General features: G+C 70.8%; 12 protein-coding genes and 5 pseudogenes. 8 read left to right on the forward strand and 9 right to left on the reverse strand.

Going from position 1 to position 15,432, the window contains the following annotated elements:
• Positions 1-186: 186 nt before the first annotated feature.
• The 6 genes and pseudogenes from OHB56_RS05665 to OHB56_RS05690 form a co-directional block, all read right to left on the reverse strand.
• On the reverse strand, positions 187-1,368 hold the full coding sequence (locus OHB56_RS05665; RefSeq protein WP_406351983.1) for a beta-propeller fold lactonase family protein: 1,182 nt from the start codon (positions 1,366-1,368) through the stop codon (positions 187-189).
• Positions 1,368-2,171 carry a polysaccharide deacetylase family protein gene (locus tag OHB56_RS05670; protein ID WP_406351985.1) on the reverse strand — a complete coding sequence of 268 codons (804 nt, stop codon included), beginning with the start codon at positions 2,169-2,171 and terminating at the stop codon, positions 1,368-1,370. The genes OHB56_RS05665 and OHB56_RS05670 overlap by 1 nt, the downstream gene beginning before the upstream one ends.
• 47 nt (positions 2,172-2,218) lie before the next feature.
• Positions 2,219-2,530: pseudogene (locus OHB56_RS05675) on the reverse strand (transposase family protein); the annotation flags it as partial.
• A 180-nt stretch (positions 2,531-2,710) separates the two neighbouring features.
• The gene (locus tag OHB56_RS05680) at positions 2,711-3,352 is read right to left on the reverse strand and encodes a phosphatase PAP2 family protein (RefSeq protein ID WP_406351987.1); all 642 of its coding nucleotides are present in this window, start codon (positions 3,350-3,352) and stop codon (positions 2,711-2,713) included.
• Positions 3,349-3,954 (reverse strand): phosphatase PAP2 family protein, encoded by a 606-nt coding sequence (locus tag OHB56_RS05685; protein WP_326751165.1) that lies wholly within the window; start codon positions 3,952-3,954, stop codon positions 3,349-3,351. The genes OHB56_RS05680 and OHB56_RS05685 overlap by 4 nt, the downstream gene beginning before the upstream one ends.
• A complete protein-coding gene (locus tag OHB56_RS05690; RefSeq protein ID WP_326751166.1) occupies positions 3,951-4,574 on the reverse strand; it encodes a DedA family protein in 624 nt (207 codons plus the stop codon). Before OHB56_RS05690 ends, OHB56_RS05685 begins: the two co-directional genes overlap by 4 nt.
• A gap of 19 nt (positions 4,575-4,593) precedes the next feature.
• Here OHB56_RS05690 and OHB56_RS05695 point away from each other — a divergent pair.
• Both OHB56_RS05695 and OHB56_RS05700 read left to right on the forward strand, forming a co-directional pair.
• A pseudogene (locus tag OHB56_RS05695) lies at positions 4,594-4,944 on the forward strand (BlaI/MecI/CopY family transcriptional regulator); the annotation flags it as partial.
• Positions 4,941-5,265 (forward strand): annotated as a pseudogene (locus tag OHB56_RS05700) (M56 family peptidase); the annotation flags it as partial. The pseudogenes OHB56_RS05695 and OHB56_RS05700, both read left to right, overlap by 4 nt.
• A gap of 49 nt (positions 5,266-5,314) precedes the next feature.
• Here OHB56_RS05700 and OHB56_RS05705 read toward each other — a convergent pair.
• Positions 5,315-5,656: a winged helix-turn-helix domain-containing protein gene (locus tag OHB56_RS05705; RefSeq protein WP_406358938.1), complete on the reverse strand. Its 342-nt coding sequence runs from the start codon at positions 5,654-5,656 to the stop codon at positions 5,315-5,317.
• A 61-nt stretch (positions 5,657-5,717) separates the two neighbouring features.
• Here OHB56_RS05705 and OHB56_RS05710 point away from each other — a divergent pair.
• Positions 5,718-6,077 (forward strand): annotated as a pseudogene (locus OHB56_RS05710) (hypothetical protein); the annotation flags it as partial.
• 114 nt (positions 6,078-6,191) lie between these two features.
• On the opposite strand, the gene OHB56_RS05715 reads toward OHB56_RS05710, so the two are convergent.
• Positions 6,192-6,944 carry a DUF4118 domain-containing protein gene (locus OHB56_RS05715; protein WP_406351990.1) on the reverse strand — a complete coding sequence of 251 codons (753 nt, stop codon included), beginning with the start codon at positions 6,942-6,944 and terminating at the stop codon, positions 6,192-6,194.
• A gap of 671 nt (positions 6,945-7,615) precedes the next feature.
• Between OHB56_RS05715 and kdpF the strand changes: the two genes are divergently transcribed.
• The 5 genes from kdpF to OHB56_RS05740 all read left to right on the forward strand — a co-directional run bounded on the left by kdpF (position 7,616) and on the right by OHB56_RS05740 (position 14,804).
• Complete coding sequence (gene kdpF, locus OHB56_RS05720) at positions 7,616-7,705, forward strand: K(+)-transporting ATPase subunit F (protein WP_326751168.1); 90 nt, start codon at positions 7,616-7,618, stop codon at positions 7,703-7,705.
• The gene (kdpA, locus tag OHB56_RS05725; protein WP_406351992.1) at positions 7,705-9,369 is read left to right on the forward strand and encodes a potassium-transporting ATPase subunit KdpA; all 1,665 of its coding nucleotides are present in this window, start codon (positions 7,705-7,707) and stop codon (positions 9,367-9,369) included. Before kdpF ends, kdpA begins: the two co-directional genes overlap by 1 nt.
• Positions 9,369-11,474, forward strand: coding sequence for a potassium-transporting ATPase subunit KdpB (kdpB, locus tag OHB56_RS05730; protein WP_326751170.1), 2,106 nt, complete (start codon positions 9,369-9,371; stop codon positions 11,472-11,474). The genes kdpA and kdpB overlap by 1 nt, the downstream gene beginning before the upstream one ends.
• Positions 11,475-11,498: 24 nt before the next feature.
• Complete coding sequence (gene kdpC / locus OHB56_RS05735) at positions 11,499-12,143, forward strand: potassium-transporting ATPase subunit KdpC (RefSeq protein ID WP_406351995.1); 645 nt, start codon at positions 11,499-11,501, stop codon at positions 12,141-12,143.
• A 99-nt stretch (positions 12,144-12,242) separates the two neighbouring features.
• Positions 12,243-14,804 (forward strand): DUF4118 domain-containing protein, encoded by a 2,562-nt coding sequence (locus OHB56_RS05740; protein WP_406351997.1) that lies wholly within the window; start codon positions 12,243-12,245, stop codon positions 14,802-14,804.
• 374 nt (positions 14,805-15,178) lie between these two features.
• Here the strand turns inward: OHB56_RS05740 and OHB56_RS05745 are convergent.
• Positions 15,179-15,343: pseudogene (locus OHB56_RS05745) on the reverse strand (pirin family protein); the annotation flags it as partial.
• Between the last annotated feature and the right edge of the window lie 89 nt (positions 15,344-15,432).

A 15,432-nucleotide genomic window follows, 5' to 3' on the forward strand; every position in this document is an offset into this window, starting at 1 on the left:
CCGTGCGGCGGCCGGTCATCGGTCATGGAGGCCTGGCCGAGTCACGTGCACGAATCCTGGCAGCTGCGGCGCGCTGGACGTCCCGGGTGCCGACGGCGGCGCCGTCCCTGTGGAACAGCCCGGTGGAGGCACTGCTGATTCCCGGTGGACCGGGACGGCCGCTGCCGACGGCGCGGTGGGGTGCGGTCAGCGGAAGACGCCGGTGTGGCCGAGCGAGTAACGGCCGGGCTGCGGGAAGACGGCCAGCCCGTGAGGTCCGTTGCCGACCGGGATCCTGGCCAGCTGCTTGCCGCTGGTGGTGTCGATCGCGTACACCTCGGCGTCGTAACGCCCGGACAGCCACAGCACCTTGCCGTCCGCGGACACTCCGCCCATGTCGGGGCTGCCGCCGTCGGGCAGGTGCCACTTCTCGGTCAGCTTGTCGGCTGCGAAGTCGAAGACGGAGACCGATCCCTCGTCCCGGTTGGTGACGTACATCCGTCTGGAGTCGCGGCTGATGTAGAGCCCGTGGCAGCCCTTGCCAGTGGGCAGCAGTTTCGGGGCGGTGAACTTCTCGGCGTCGAGCACCCACATGCCGTGCGCCATCATGTCGGCGATGTAGAAGGTCTTGCCGTCCGGCGAGAGCTTGACGTCCTGTGGCATCGCACCCTTCATCGGCAGCTTCTGCTGCCCTACGACCTTCATCTTCTCCGTGTCGACTTTGAGGAGTTCGCCGGAGAACTCGCAGGAGACGATGAAGTACCGTCCGTCCGCCGTGAAGTCGGCATGGTTGACGCCCGCGCAGCTCACCGGGACGGTCTTGGCCCGCTCCATGGTCTTCGGGTCACGGAAGACCAGTTCACGGTCCATCGAGGCCATGACGACGGCGTACTTGCCGTTCGGGGTGAAGTAGAGGTTGTACGGGTCGGAGACCTTTACGGTGCGGCCGATCTTCCCGGTGGCCGGGTCGATGGCCGTGAGGCTGTCGCCGAGGTTGTTGTTGACCCAGAGGGTCTTCATATCCCAGGACGGGACGACATGCTGCGGCTGGTTGCCGACGGGGAGGGTCTCGATGACCTTGTACGTCGACGGGTCGATCACCGACACCGTGTGGGAGCCGTTGTTGGGGACGTACACCCGGGACGGGAAGTCTTTGACCGCCGGTGCGAGCTTTCCCGCCCGGTCGGCCGCGTAGATGTTCTTCGGGTCGAGCACGGGCGGCATCCCGGGCAGTCCCTGCGAGGGCTCGGCCCGCCCGGGCTCGGTCGGCGCCGTGGCTTCGGTGCGGGACTGCGCGGGCCGGCCTTCGTCGCCGGCACAGGCGGTCAGTGCGGCAACGAGCACGCCCGCGAGCAGGGCGGTGGCGGTGGTGTGCGGGGAGGGAAGCATCAGGTCAGCAACTCCGTGGTCGTCACCGCGCGCAGTCGGCGCCGGCTGATTTCGGTGAGCAGGAGGGGCAGTGCGGCAACCGTGTCCGGGTAGCCGAAGTGCAGGCTGACCACGGACCCGTTACGCAGTTCGCCGGCGACCTTGCGGGTGACGGCGGCGACGCCCGGAGAGGTGAAGTCGAGGGAGTCCACGTCGTAGGAGAGGACGTGCGGGTAGCCGGCCCGGCCGGCGATGCGCTGGACGAGCGGGGTGGCGTACCGGGTGCGCGACGGGCGAAACCAGGTGCCGATGGAGCCGGTGAGGCGGCGCAGGCGTTCGGCACAGCCGGTGATCTCGGCATACGCCTGTGTCTCGTCCATCGTGGAGATGTCGAGGTGGTTCTGGGTGTGGTTGCCGAGGTCGTGGCCACCGTCGAGGATCCGGTGGGCCATGGCGGGGTGGTCGTCGAGCCAGCTGCCGACGGCCAGGACGGTGAGCCGGGCTCCGGTCCGTTCGGCTTCGGCGAGGACGGTGCGAGCGAGGGCGGGGTCGCCCTGGCCGTGGAAGGTGAGGGCGACGCGGGCACGGTTGCGGGGGCCGTACTCGATCTGGACCGGGCGGCCGGGGAAGCGGTGGGGCCCCGGTGCGGGGCGCACGGCGCCCGGGGCTTTCCGCGCACGAGGAGGCGGGTCATCGTGGGCAGGGGAAGCAGGGGCGATACCACGGTTGTCCGTACAGCCTGCGGTGAGTACGCCTGCCAGGAGCGCCCCGGCGCCCGAGCGCAGGGCGCTGCGGCGGTGCACCGGTGTCTCGCGACCGTTCATGCGCATACCGTAAGGCGGAATGATCGGAATATGCGCATTGAGCTTTTTCAGCGTTGCTGCTCCGGAGTGAGGACGGCCTTGGCGACTGACGTCATGCGGTGGGGGCTGGTCCGGGATCTTCGGAAGATTCGCCAGGACTTCAGCAGTGCCATGCCCCGTTCGGCGGGTGCCCGGGACGTGGCCGGTGCCCGGTTGACCGTCCGCCGTGTGGGGGACAGCTGCCCGCCGGGCGGCCGTCTGCGCCCGGTGGTGACCCAGGGGCCGGCGCCCTGGTAGGCGCGGTCGGCCAGGACGGGGACGCCCTGGCGTTCGCGAGCAGGCCGATGCCGAATACGGCGGAGATGCCGGAGGTGGCCGGGCGCGGGGCGGGAGCGCCGTCCGGCGCGGGAACGGTGTCGACGTCCTCGTCGCAGTCCTCGCAGCAGCACGTCACGCAGGGCGTGCTCGTCCTTGACGACCAGGATCGTCTGACTCATGGTCCTTCCTCTGTTCCCGCGCGATGGCCGTCTCTTCTCGTGCCGGGTCCGTCGTACGGGGATCTATCGTTCGGGCAGCCAGCAGGCCACGGCGCACAGGCACACGCCCAGCCAGCCGAGGGCGAACAGCCAGCCGCCGACGACATCGGTGAACCAGTGCACCCCGAGGTAGACGCGAGTCAGCCCGACCAGCGCGCCCCAACCGCCGATGGCCAGGGTGAGCGGAGTCCTGCCCCGCGGGCCGCGCACGCGGACGGCGATGATCAGCAGTCCCGCGGTGAGGGCCGCCGTGGTGGTGTGACCGGACGGGAACGCCCATGCCGAGGCATAGGTGGCCCAGTCCGCCTGGGGCGGCCGCGGCCGGGCGACGAGCGCCATCACCGCGTACCGCAGTGCCTGGCCGGCCCAGAGGCAGGCCAGGCAGAGCGCGACGGCGAGCGCGCGCTGCCGGAGGGTGCGTCCCGCGATGATTCCGGCCAGCGCGGCCAGCGAGAACGGGATGACACCCGTCCCGGTGGCGGTCAGCGCGCGGGCGAGGGCGACCGCCACGTCCGGCCGGTGGCCGACGGACCACGAGAGGAGGCCGCTGTCCACGAACAGCGGTGTGCCGTCGCGGACCACCACAACCATGGTCAGCACACCGAACGCCGTCCACGCGCCGAGCCCGCAGACGCCGGCCGGTGCGGCGACGTCGCCGCGCTTCATGACGCCGTCAGCAGTGGTCGCAGGCGGGTGGCCGTGAGCCGCCGGGGCAGGGCCCCCGCACTCCTGCGCAGTGCCGGCATGACGAGGAGAGCGGCCAGAGCGCCCACCACGACCCCTGCCACCACGTCATGGGGGTAGTGCGCGCCGGCCCAGACCCGCGAGGCCGCCATCGCACCGCCGGCCACGACGGCGACCGCGCCGAGCCGGCGGGAGACGAACAGCAGGGCGACGGCCGCCGCGGCGGCGATGGCCGTGTGGTTGCTGGGGAAGGACCAGTCGCCGGGCGCCGGACACGCCTCCAGCGTGGCCACCCGCAGGCTCTGGCAGGGCCGGTCCTCGCGCACCAGCAGTTTCAGCGCCGTGTCCACTCCGTAGGCCACGACCACGACGAACGGCACGGCGAGCGCCGTCACCGACACGGTGGCGCCCATCCGCCGGGCGCGCCACCAGCCGACGGTCATGAGCACCGCGAACAGGACCAGCCCGTACGCCGACCATGCCGACACGGTGTCGTTCAGCCACACCGGAGCGTGTCGGGCGAGGTGTACCACGTCGGTGTAGGCCGAGCCGTCGACCGATGAGCCGTCGAGAGCGAGGATCATCCGCGTTCCTCCTTTGTCTTCGCGTCACGCCGCGAGCGGTACACCTCGGAGGCGAGTGGAATCAGCGACAGGGCTACGACCACCGCGACCATCGGCAGCAGATACCGGTCCACGTTCGGTACGGAGGAGCCCAGCGCGTATCCCTCCAGGGTGAGACCCAGACTCCGCACCAGCCCGCCGGCCACCTGCCATAGGGTGAATGTCCGCACGGGCACCCGCAGAGCGCCCGCCATTGGGTTCAGGACCGTGCGCCCCACCGGAACGAAGCGGGCCAGGACGATCGCCTTCGCATACCCGTAGCGCTGCAGCAGGTCCTCAGCCCGTCTCGCCCTCTCATGCAGCCGGGCCGATCGGCTGCGGGCGAGCAGGGAGCCGCCCGCTCTTCGGCCCAGGAGATATCCGCACTGCGAGCCCGCCAGCGCGCCCACCGCCGCGGCGACCAGCAGCGGGCCGAGCGACAGCCTCAGGCCGTGGCCGGCGGTGCCGGTGCACAGCAGGCCGGCCGTGAACAGCAGTGAGTCGCCCGGGAGGAAGAAACCGATCAGCAGCCCGGTCTCGGCGAACAGCACCACGCCCACCCCCAGCACACCGAAGGCGGACAACAGCGACCGGGCATCCACCCATGACCGACGCGAGGGACGGGAGGCGGCCGGTCGGCTCGAAGCCGCCGTCGTGGCCGCGCTGTGGGCCGCCGGGGCCCCGCTCACGCCAGGGCGAGTGCAGACCGGACTCGTTTCCGGCCTGGCCCGGACGACGGTGGCGACGATATTGACCCGTCTGCACGAGAAGGGCGTCGTCAGCCGTGAGCGGCAGGGGCGCGGCTACGCCTACCTCCCCGTGCAGGACGCTCCTGGCCTGACCGCCCGGCGCATGCACACCGAACTCGACCGGGGCACCGACCGGAAGACGATCCTGGCTCGCTTCGTCGCCCAGCTCAGCCCCGGCGACGAGCACTTCCTGCGCCGGCTCCTGGAGAGTGACGAGCGATGACCGCCCTGCTGCTGGTACCGCCGGCCCTGCCCTTCCTCACACCGACGCCGGCCCGCCGAACCTTCGACCGCCTGGCCCCCGGCAACCACGCTGTGGGTCCTCACCACCTCGGTCCTGGCGCCGGCGGGAGCTCGCATCGCCGCCGGTGGCCTGTGCGTCGCCGACTCGCCCCACCCGGATGCGTACGCCCCGCCGGGGCGGCCCCATCGCATCGTCGTCACCACCTTGATGCCGCGCAGCCCGGGGGCGGCCGAGAACGAGGCCCTGTTCGCCCGTGCACACGCCCACAACCGGGCCGGCCCCCACTACTTCCTGACCGCCGACGCGGACTGAGCCGACAAGCGGCGGCCGGGAAGGACGAGCGCGTCCGTCAGGGTTCCAGGCGGTAACCGTGTCCGCGCAGGGTGGTGATCCGGGGCAGTCGGGCGAAGACGCCGGCGGCCTCGGTGAGGCGGCGGCGCAGACCGGCCATGGTGACATCGAGGGTCTTGGTGGAGCCGCACCGGTTCTCGTCCCAGACTTCGCCCATCGGCGTCTCGCGAGAGACGTCCTCGCCCGCGTGCCGGGCAAGGACGGCCAAGAGGTCGAACTCCTTGGGCCGCAGGACGATGTCCTGGCCGTGGAGGATGCACCGGCGGACCGAGACGTCCAGGACGAGGTCGGCCAGGCGGACGGGTTCCTGCGACGGTGCGGCGACGGCACGACGGCGCAGGGCTCACGTGTCCCAGCTGTTCACCCCTGCCCGCACACGCCGGTCACTGCGTTTCACGGCCATGGCCGTCGCCCTGTCGGCGGCCCTTCTGACCGGCGGCTGCGGCTCGTCCGGCAACGGCGCCGCCCAGGACGCGAAGGCCACCGCACCGACGCGCGAGGGGTTTCCCGTCACCATCGACAACTGCGGTGTGAAGACGACGTACGACAAGCCGCCGTCGCGGGTGGCCACCATCCACCAGCACCCGGCGGAACTCATGCTCGCCCTCAGCCTGAAGGACCGCATGGTCGGCACGGCCTTCCCCGACTCGGCCGTGCTGCCGGAGTTGAAGGCGGCCTACGAGGTGATCCCGGAACTGGCCGAGAAGGAGCCGTCCTTCGAGACGCTCCTGGAGGCCGAACCCGACTTCGTCTACGGCGGGGCCGTGGCGGCAGGCCGCAGCAGTCCTTTCCTTGCCAGGTGTCACGGCCTTCCTCGACCGCGGCAGCGGTGATCGCCAGGGCGGCGATGGGCATCGGCCCACGCCCATCCGGCGTCATTCTTGGGATGTGCCCGGTCCTGCCGTGTCGAGGGCGGTGCCTGTCTGGTCGGCGAGGGTCACGGCGACCAGACGGGCCTGAAGGGACGGGTGGGCGCCTGGGGAGGGGGTGAGCATGAACCTTCCCTGGTAGCGGCCGTTGCCGATGGCCCGCAGCTCGATCTCCTCCTGGGGCCAGCCGCGCTGGTCGATATCCCATTGCCGACGGCCGACGGTCACGCTGCCGTCCTGCTCCAAGCGGGGCGGGCGGCCGAGCAGGGAGCCGTATTCGAACCGGCAGCCACGCAGCTGCAACAGTTCGGTGAGCTGCTGCTTGACGTGGTCGACGACCGCGTCGGCAGCTGTCGTGGACTGAGCCAGCTCGGCGGTGTCATGAATCCGGGCCAGGTGCTCGGCGTCGGTGACGACGAGCACCTCAAGACGCCGGGCCCGCGCGGCCAGCTGTGAGACCGCCACGCCCACCGCCAGCAGCAGGACCGTGGTCTCGACGTCGTCGGCACGGGTGATGGTGAAGCTCTGATAGGGCCGGGTGAGGAAGAAGTCGAACCACGCGGCGGCGGACAGCGCCGTGAGAGCACCGGCCACGCGGTTGCCGGCTGCGGCGACCGCGACCACGACCACGACCAGGATCAGCGCCATGTTCGTGCTCGACAGGCTGCCGCGGAAGGGTACGAGCAACAGCGCGACCAGCAGCGGAGCGGCCAGGGCAGCCGTCACTGCGATGCGGTCACGAAGCGGATACCTGGTCACCGGGCCACCTCCGCTCTCTGCCTACCACGGTGTGGCCCATCTGTCTGAATGCCGCGCCTTTGCGATCTTGCGCGGCCTGATCATCCCCACCGGCAAGCGCAAGGGCCGACACCCCTCGGTGGCCTGCATCTACCGGGCGCCCACCGAGCGCGCCAAACGCGAGGCGTGCCCCGAAGTACGTCGAGCAGGCCCACGCCGACTTCGCCGCGCTTCAGGACTCAGATATCCCAGGGCGGCGACCGGATGCGGAGGTCCCCGGCGCACGACCGTGATCGTTCTCAGCGCCAGCAACGGTTTCAGTACCGGGGGCGGTGTCGCCCTCCGGTGCTCTGGTCGGCGGCTGGGCTGCTTCCGGCTGCGCCTCGACCGGGTGCCGCCGGCGGCCCTGGGTGTCTGCGGCGATCTGGGCCACCCCTGGCTCGAGGCGGCGGGCACCAGGCGGCCGGTCTCACCCGTTCGCGCTGCCGGAAGGCTGTCAGCGAGGGCCAGGTGGGCGATGGGGTGCGCTGAGGTGGCCCCGCGCGGGTACTTCTTCATGGCTCATTGCCCCTTCGCGCTTCTCAGCGGCCCGTGCCCGAGGTGAATCCCGAGATGACCGACCTCGCCTTCATCGGCCTCACGATCGCCGCCTTCGCCGTGGTCTTGCTTGTCGCCGGCGGGGTCGAGCGGCTGTGAGCGCCGAGAACACCGTCGGCCTGGTGGTCGCCGCGGCGCTGATCGTCTATCTGGTGATCGCCTTGATCAGGCCGGACAGGTTCTGATGAGCACGACGCTTGCGGGCTGGCTCCAGGTCCTGCTCCTCCTCGCGTTTCTCGCCGCCTCGTACCGCCCGCTCGGTGACTTCATGGCGCACGTCCTCACCGCCTCCCGCCATCTGCGGGCCGAGCGGGCCGTCTACCGCCTCGGCGGAGTCGACGGGGATGCCGACCAGAGCTGGCCCGCGTATCTGCGCAGCCTGTTGGCCTTCGCCGCCGTGAGCGTCCTGTTCCTGTACGGCTTCCTGCGGCTCCAGAACCACCTGCCGTTGTCGACCGGGATGGCGCCGGTGGATCCGGACGGTTCGTTCAACACCGCGGTGTCCTTCGTCACCAACACCAATTGGCAGTGGTACTACGGCGAATCGACCATGGGCCATCTGGTGCAGATGGCGGGGCTGGCAGTGCAGAACTTCGTCTCCGCCGCGATGGGGATCGCCGTCGCCGCCGCGCTCATCCGCGGGTTCACCCGCAGGCAGACCGACCGGGTCGGCAGCTTCTGGGTGGATCTCACCAGAATCACCCTGCGGGTGCTGCTTCCGCTCTCCTTCGTCTTCGCCCTCGTCCTGGTCGCAGGCGGCGTCATCCAGAACTTCCACGGCGTCCAGGAGATCACCACGCTCTCCGGGGACGCACAGGCGTTGACGGGTGGCCCGGTGGCCTCGCAGGAGGCCATCAAGGAGCTGGGTACCAACGGCGGCGGCTTCTACAACGCCAACTCCGCTCATCCGTTCGAGAATCCCAACGCGTTCACCAACCTCATCGAGATCTACCTGCTGCTGGTGGTCCCGGTCAGCCTGCCGCGCACCTTCGGCGGGATGGTCGGCGACCATCGCCAGGGCTATGCCCTCCTCGCCGTGATGGGGCTCATCTGGGCCGCCTCGGTCGCCATCGTGACCGCCAACGAACTGCACAGCGTCAGCAGCCCGGCCGGCGACGCTGCCGGCGGGATGATGGAGGGCAAGGAGCAGCGCCTGGGCATCTGGGCGTCCGCGCTGTTCGCCGTCTCCACCACGCTGACCTCCTGCGGGGCCGTCAACTCCTCCCACGACTCCTACACCCCGGGCGGCGGCGGCCTGCTGATCTTCAACATGCTGCTCGGCGAGATCGCGCCCGGAGGTGTGGGCTCCGGGCTGTACGGGATCGTGATCCTGGCCGTCGTCGCGGTCTTCATGGCCGGGCTCATGGTCGGCCGCACGCCGGAGTACCTGGGCAAGAAGCTCGGCAGGCGGGAGATGACGTTCGCCTCGCTGTACATCCTCACCACTCCCGCGCTCGTGCTGATCGGTACGGCGTCGGCCATGGCGAGCAGGGGCGCCCGCGCCAAGATGCTGAACACCGGCGAGCACGGCTACGCGGAGGTGCTCTACGCCTTCAGCTCCGCCGCCAACAACAACGGCTCCGCCTTCGCCGGCCTCACCGTCGACGGAACCTGGTACAACACCGCCCTCGGCCTGGCCATGCTGCTGGGCAGGTTCCTGCCCATGGTGTTCGTCCTGGCGCTGGCGGGCTCGCTCGCGCGGCAGAAGCCGGTACCGGTGACGGCGGGCACTTTGCCCACCCACCGTCCGCAGTTCGTCGTCCTGCTGGCCGGGGTGGTGCTGATCGTCGTCGGGCTCACCTATTTCCCGGCGCTCTGTCTGGGCCCGATCGCGGAGGGGCTGACGTGATGGCCTCCACCGCCCCCCATGCGACGCACCGGGCCCGGGCCGGGCTGCTCGACCCCGCGTTGCTGTGGCGGTCGCTGCCCGTGGCCTGCCGCAAGCTCGATCCGCGGACGCTGTACCGGAACCCGGTCATGTTCGTGGTGGAGACCGGAGCGGTCCTCACCACCGGCTTGGCGATCGCGGACCCGTCCGTCTTCTCCTGGCTGATCGCGGGCTGGCTGTGGCTGACGGTCGTCTTCGCCAATCTGGCGGAGGCGGTGGCCGAGGGGCGCGGCAAGGCTCAGGCGGAGACGCTGCGCAGGACCAGGACCGCCACCACCGCCCGCAAGCTCACCGACTGGCGGCCAGGGGGCCGGCAACCAGCGGAACAGCCCGTCCCCGCGGCCGAGCTGACGCTCGGTGACCATGTGGTCGTCGAGGCCGGTCAGATCATTCCCGGCGACGGCGACATCGTCGAGGGCATCGCGAGCGTCGACGAGTCCGCGATCACGGGGGAGTCGGCGCCCGTCATCCGCGAGTCCGGCGGCGACCGGTCCGCGGTCACCGGCGGCACCAAGGTGCTCTCCGACCGCATCGTCGTCCGCATCACCTCCAGGCCCGGGGAGACCTTCATCGACCGCATGATCGCCCTGGTGGAGGGGGCTGCCCGGCAAAAAACCCCCAACGAGATCGCGCTGAACATCCTCCTCGCCTCGCTGACGATCGTCTTCCTGCTGGCCGTCGCCACCCTCCAGCCACTGGCGATCTACGGACACGCCGAGCAGCCCGTCGTGGTGCTGACGGCTCTGGTGGTCGCGCTGATCCCGACCACCATCGGCGCACTGCTGTCGGCGATCGGCATCGCGGGTATGGACCGGCTCGTCCAGCGCAACGTCCTGGCCATGAGCGGCCGGGCCGTCGAGGCCGCGGGTGACGTGAACACCCTGCTGCTGGACAAGACCGGCACCATCACCCTCGGCAACCGGCAGGCCGCCGAGCTGATCCCGGTCGGTGGCACGGAGCCCGTCGCGCTCGCCGATGCCGCGCAGCTCTCCTCGCTGGCCGACGAGACACCGGAGGGTCGCTCCATCGTCGTCCTCACCAAGGAACGCCACCAGCTGCGCGCACGGGCCGAGGGGGAGCTGGCGCACGCCGCGTTCGTGCCGTTCACCGCCCAGACCCGGATGTCCGGCGTCGACCTGGCCGGCGACGGCGACGGCACCCGGCGACTGCGCAAGGGCGCCGCGACCGCCGTGATGAAGTGGGTACGGGACAACGGCGGCCACCCGACGGCCGAGGTCGGCCCGATCGTGGACGCGGTCGCCGCGAGCGGCGGCACCCCGCTGGTCGTCGGCGAGACCGTCACCGAGCGCGGGCGCATCACGGCCCGGGTCCTCGGGGTCATCCACCTCAAGGACGTGGTCAAGGAGGGCATGCGGGAGCGGTTCGAGGAGCTGCGCCGCATGGGCATCAAGACGGTCATGATCACCGGTGACAATCCGCAGACCGCGCAGGCCATCGCCCGGGAGGCCGGGGTGGACGACTTCCTCGCGGAGGCAACCCCCGAGGACAAGATGGCGCTGATCAAGCGGGAGCAGGCGGGCGGCAAGCTGGTCGCGATGACCGGTGACGGCACCAACGACGCCCCGGCCCTCGCCCAGGCGGACGTCGGCGTGGCGATGAACACCGGCACCTCGGCCGCCAAGGAGGCCGGGAACATGGTCGACCTCGACTCCAACCCCACCAAGCTGATCGAGATCGTCGAGATCGGCAAGCAACTGCTCATCACCCGCGGCGCACTCACCACCTTCTCCATCGCCAACGACGTCGCCAAGTACTTCGCGATCCTCCCGGCGATGTTCGCGGCGGAATTCGCGGGCCTGGGCAAGCTCAACGTCATGGGCCTGCACAGCCCGGAATCCGCCATCACCTCCGCCATCGTCTTCAACGCGCTGATCATCATCGCGCTGATCCCGCTCGCGCTGCGCGGCGTGCGCTACCGCCCCTCATCGGCGGCGGCGCTGCTCAGCCGCAACATCTCCCTGTACGGCTTCGGCGGTCTGGTCCTGCCCTTCATCGGGATCAAGCTGATCGACCTCGTCGTCCAGTTCATCCCCGGGCTGCACTGACCAGCGAGTGAAGGCGACCTCCCGATGACCGATTTCCTGCCGATCCGGGCCCGCGTCCTCCTCTCGGCGCTGCGCATGCTGCTGGTCTTCACCGCCATCACCGGGCTGATCTATCCCCTCGCCGTGACCGGAGTCGCCCAAGCGCTCTTCGGGGACCAGGCCGACGGCTCCCAGATCAAGCAGAACGGGAAGGCCGTCGGCTCCAGCCTCATCGGCCAGGAGTTCAACCTGCCGCAGCCGAACCCCGACGGCCCAAACGAACAGCCGCGCCCCGACCCTCGATGGTTCCAGCCGCGCCCCTCGTCAGGCGGCTACGACCCGCTGGCCTCCGGGGCGTCCAACCTCGGCCCCCGCGACAAGCAGCTCATCGACATGATCCACCAGCGCCGCAGGGACATCGCCCGTTTCAACCACGTGGACCCGGCATCGGTGCCACCCGATGCCGTGACCGCCAGCGGCTCAGGGCTGGACCCTCACATCTCGACGGCGTACGCGCGCCTCCAGACCGCCCGCGTGGCCAGGGCCCGCGGCATGGACCCGGCCGCCGTCCGCAGGCTGGTGGACGACCACGTCCAAGGCCGCATCCTGGGCTTCCTCGGCCAGGAACGCGTCAATGTCGTCGAGCTCAACCACGCACTCGCCACGCTGCCCCAAAGCGGCACTTCCTGACCGCGAAACGCCACCTGAGCAGCGCTGAGCATGCCGCGCCGCCGGGGGCGGACACTGGGGTCAGGGGCGGGCCCCACAGCGGCGGAGGGAGGACCGGCGATGGAGCGCGGGCAGCTGCGCGTCTACCTCGGCGCCGCCCCCGGTGTCGGCAAGACGTACGCCATGCTCGCCGAGGGACAGCGGCGGGCCGAGCGCGGCACCGACGTGGTCGTCGGCTACGTGGAGACCTACGGGCGCCCCAGGACCGAGGCGCTGCTCGAAGGACTGGAGATCGTCCCACGCAAGACGATGGACTACCGGGGCGCGACATTCACCGAGCTCGACGCCGACGCGGTGATCGCCCGCCACCCGCAGGTGGCACTGATCGACGAACTGGCCCACACCAACGTGCCCGGCTCGGCCGACGACAAGCGCTGGCAGGACGTGGAGCGGGTGCTGGAGGCAGGCATCACCGTGGTCTCCACGGTCAACGTCCAGCACCTGGAGTCCGTCAACGACGTGGTCCGGCAGATCACCGGTGTCCCCCAGCGCGAGACCATTCCCGACGAGGTCGTGCGCCAGGCCGAACAGGTGGAACTGGTCGACATCACCCCCGAAGCCCTGCGCCGCCGCATGGCCCACGGCAACATCTACCCGCCGGAGAAGGTCGACGCCGCGCTCACCCACTACTTCCGAGCCGGCAACCTGACCGCGCTGCGTGAACTCGCGCTGCTGTGGCTGGCCGACAAGGTCGACGACCAACTGGAGCGCTACCGCGCCGACCACGGCATCGCCGGAACCTGGGAGGCGCGCGAACGCGTCGTCGTCGCCCTCACCGGCGGCCCCGAGGGCGACACCCTCGTCCGCCGGGCCTCCCGGATCTCCGAACGCACACGCGGCGCCAACCTGCTCGCCGTCCACGTGACCAGCAGCGACGGGCTGGCCAGCGCCGCCACACCGGCGAACCTGGCCCGCCAGCGGACTCTCGTGGAGAGCCTCGGCGGTACCTACCACCAGGTGATGGGCGACGACATCCCCACGGCGCTGCTGGACTTCGCCCGAGGTGTCAACGCCACCCAGCTGGTCCTCGGCGCCTCGCGTCGCGGGCTTGTCGGACAACTGTTCTCGCGCGGCGTCGGAGTGACCACGGTCGCGCGATCCGGACCGATCGACGTCCACCTGGTCACCCACGAGGAGATCGGACGGGGACGGCGCGCCGCGACCCGCGAAGGGCTGACGCGCCGCCGCCGCCTGGCCGGCTTCCTCCTCGCCGCCACGATCCTGCCCCTGCTCACGCCGGCTCTCGCCGCCCTGCGCGGTCATCTGTCGATGCCCAGCGACATCCTCGCCTTCCTCATCGCTGTCATCGGCGTGGCGCTGGTGGGCGGCCTGTATCCGGCGCTCGCCGCGGCCATGGCGGGCTTCCTGTTGCTCAACTACTACTTCGCACCGCCCGTCCACACCTTCGCCGTGGCCGACGCCGACCACCTCAGCGCCCTGGTGGCGTTCATCCTGGCGGCCGTGGCGGTCAGCACGGTGGTCGATATCGCCGCCCGCCGCACCCACGACGCCGCCCGCGCCACGGCCGACGCCGAGGCCCTGTCCACGCTGGCCGGCAGCGTGCTGCGCGGCGAGCGCGCCCTCGACACACTGTTGGAACGGCTCCGCCAGACCTACGGCCTGACATCGGTCACCTTGCTCGAACACAGACCCGGCACCTCCCTGACCCTCGACCGCCAACGCGACCCCGGCAGATGGCAGATCGCCGCCGGCGTGGGCGACGAGCCGTGTGCCACCCCCGACGAAGGCGACGCCGACATCCCGGTCGGCGACGGACTGTCGCTGGTCCTGCGCGGCCATCAACTCCCCGCGGCGGCCCGGCGGGTACTGGAGGCGTACGCGGCCCAGGCCGCCGTCGCCCTGCGCCAGCAGCGTCTGGAGGAACAAGCCGAAAAGGCGCGCCCGATCGCCGAGGCCGACCGCGCCCGTACCGCCATGCTGCACGCCATCAGCCACGACCTGCGCACACCGCTGGCCGCCGCCAAGGACGCCGTCAACCGCCTGGCCGAGCCCGACGGTGCACGGACCGAGGCCGATCGCGCGCGGCTCACCGCCACCGCCACCGGCTCCCTGGCCCGTCTCGACCACCTGCTCGGCAACCTCCTCGACGTGAGCCGGCTCCAGGCGGGCACGCTCGGCACCGCCCCCCAGCCGCTGGCCGTCGAGGACATCGTGCCGCGGGCGCTGGAGAACCTCGGCCCCTCGGACCACCATGTCGACATCCGGATCCCCGACGGCATCCCCGAACTCCTCGCCGATCCCGCGCTCGTGGAACGCATCCTGGTCAACCTGGTCACCAATGCCCGCCACCACAGCCCGACCGGGGAGCGGGTGCTGCTGACCGCCGGCTCGCACGCCGACCGCGTCGAGATCCGGGTGATCGACCGTGGCTTGGGAGCCCACCCGCCCCACCACGAACGGACCCTGCGCCCCTTCCAGCGCCTGGGCACCGAGGAGAGCCACGCGGGAGCCGAGCTCGGCCTCACCCTCGCCCGCGGACTGGCCGAGGAGATGGGCGGGACCCTCGCCCCCGAGGAGACGCCCGGCGACGGCGTCACCATGGTCCTCAGCCTGCCGACGGCCGCTCCGTCCGCCTCTCATGAACGAGAATCCCCCGCATGAAACGCCCGAAGGAAAAGAATCCCGGCCCGCCGACCTGATGGTCCTCGGCGGCCGCCACCGGCCGGCGGGCCGGAAGGTGTCGACCGACGACGAGTCGTTCACCATCCGCTACACCGTGAGCCCACCCCTGCCGGACGCGGATGACGCGCCTCCTGTGCTGTTGGGGCCGGAAGCCGAGGACGACCTCGGCAATGCGGACCTCGGCTGGAGCCGCCCTTCGGCCCCACCGGCCACCTCCAACAGGTCCTCACCATCCGTACATGGGGCCCGCAGCACGTCGTCCAGCCGCCCTCCTGCACGCGATGAAGGGACGGAAGGCGACACACGACGGCGAGTCCCCCACCCGTCACCAACCAATCAGCTGTTTCCGCAGTTCAGCGAACCCTTCCCCGCGGCTTCAGCGGAACCGGCGGCAGCTCGGGCGCCGGCAGCGGAGCGCCGTCGTAGCCCTTCACCTCACCGAACCGTGTGCCCTCCATCCAGTCCCGGCGGGCCTGTTCGATCTCCTCCTGGGTGCGGCCGATCCAGTTCCAGAACATAGCGAACCATGCGCGCAAAAAAGCAGATCAGCCGCGTTCCGGACCGCCGACGGTTAGCAAACCGTCAGCATCGGTCCCGGAGGAGTCAA

It is taken from the genome of Streptomyces sp. NBC_01635, assembly GCF_045209715.1.
GTDB classification, from domain to species: domain Bacteria; phylum Actinomycetota; class Actinomycetes; order Streptomycetales; family Streptomycetaceae; genus Streptomyces; species Streptomyces hirsutus.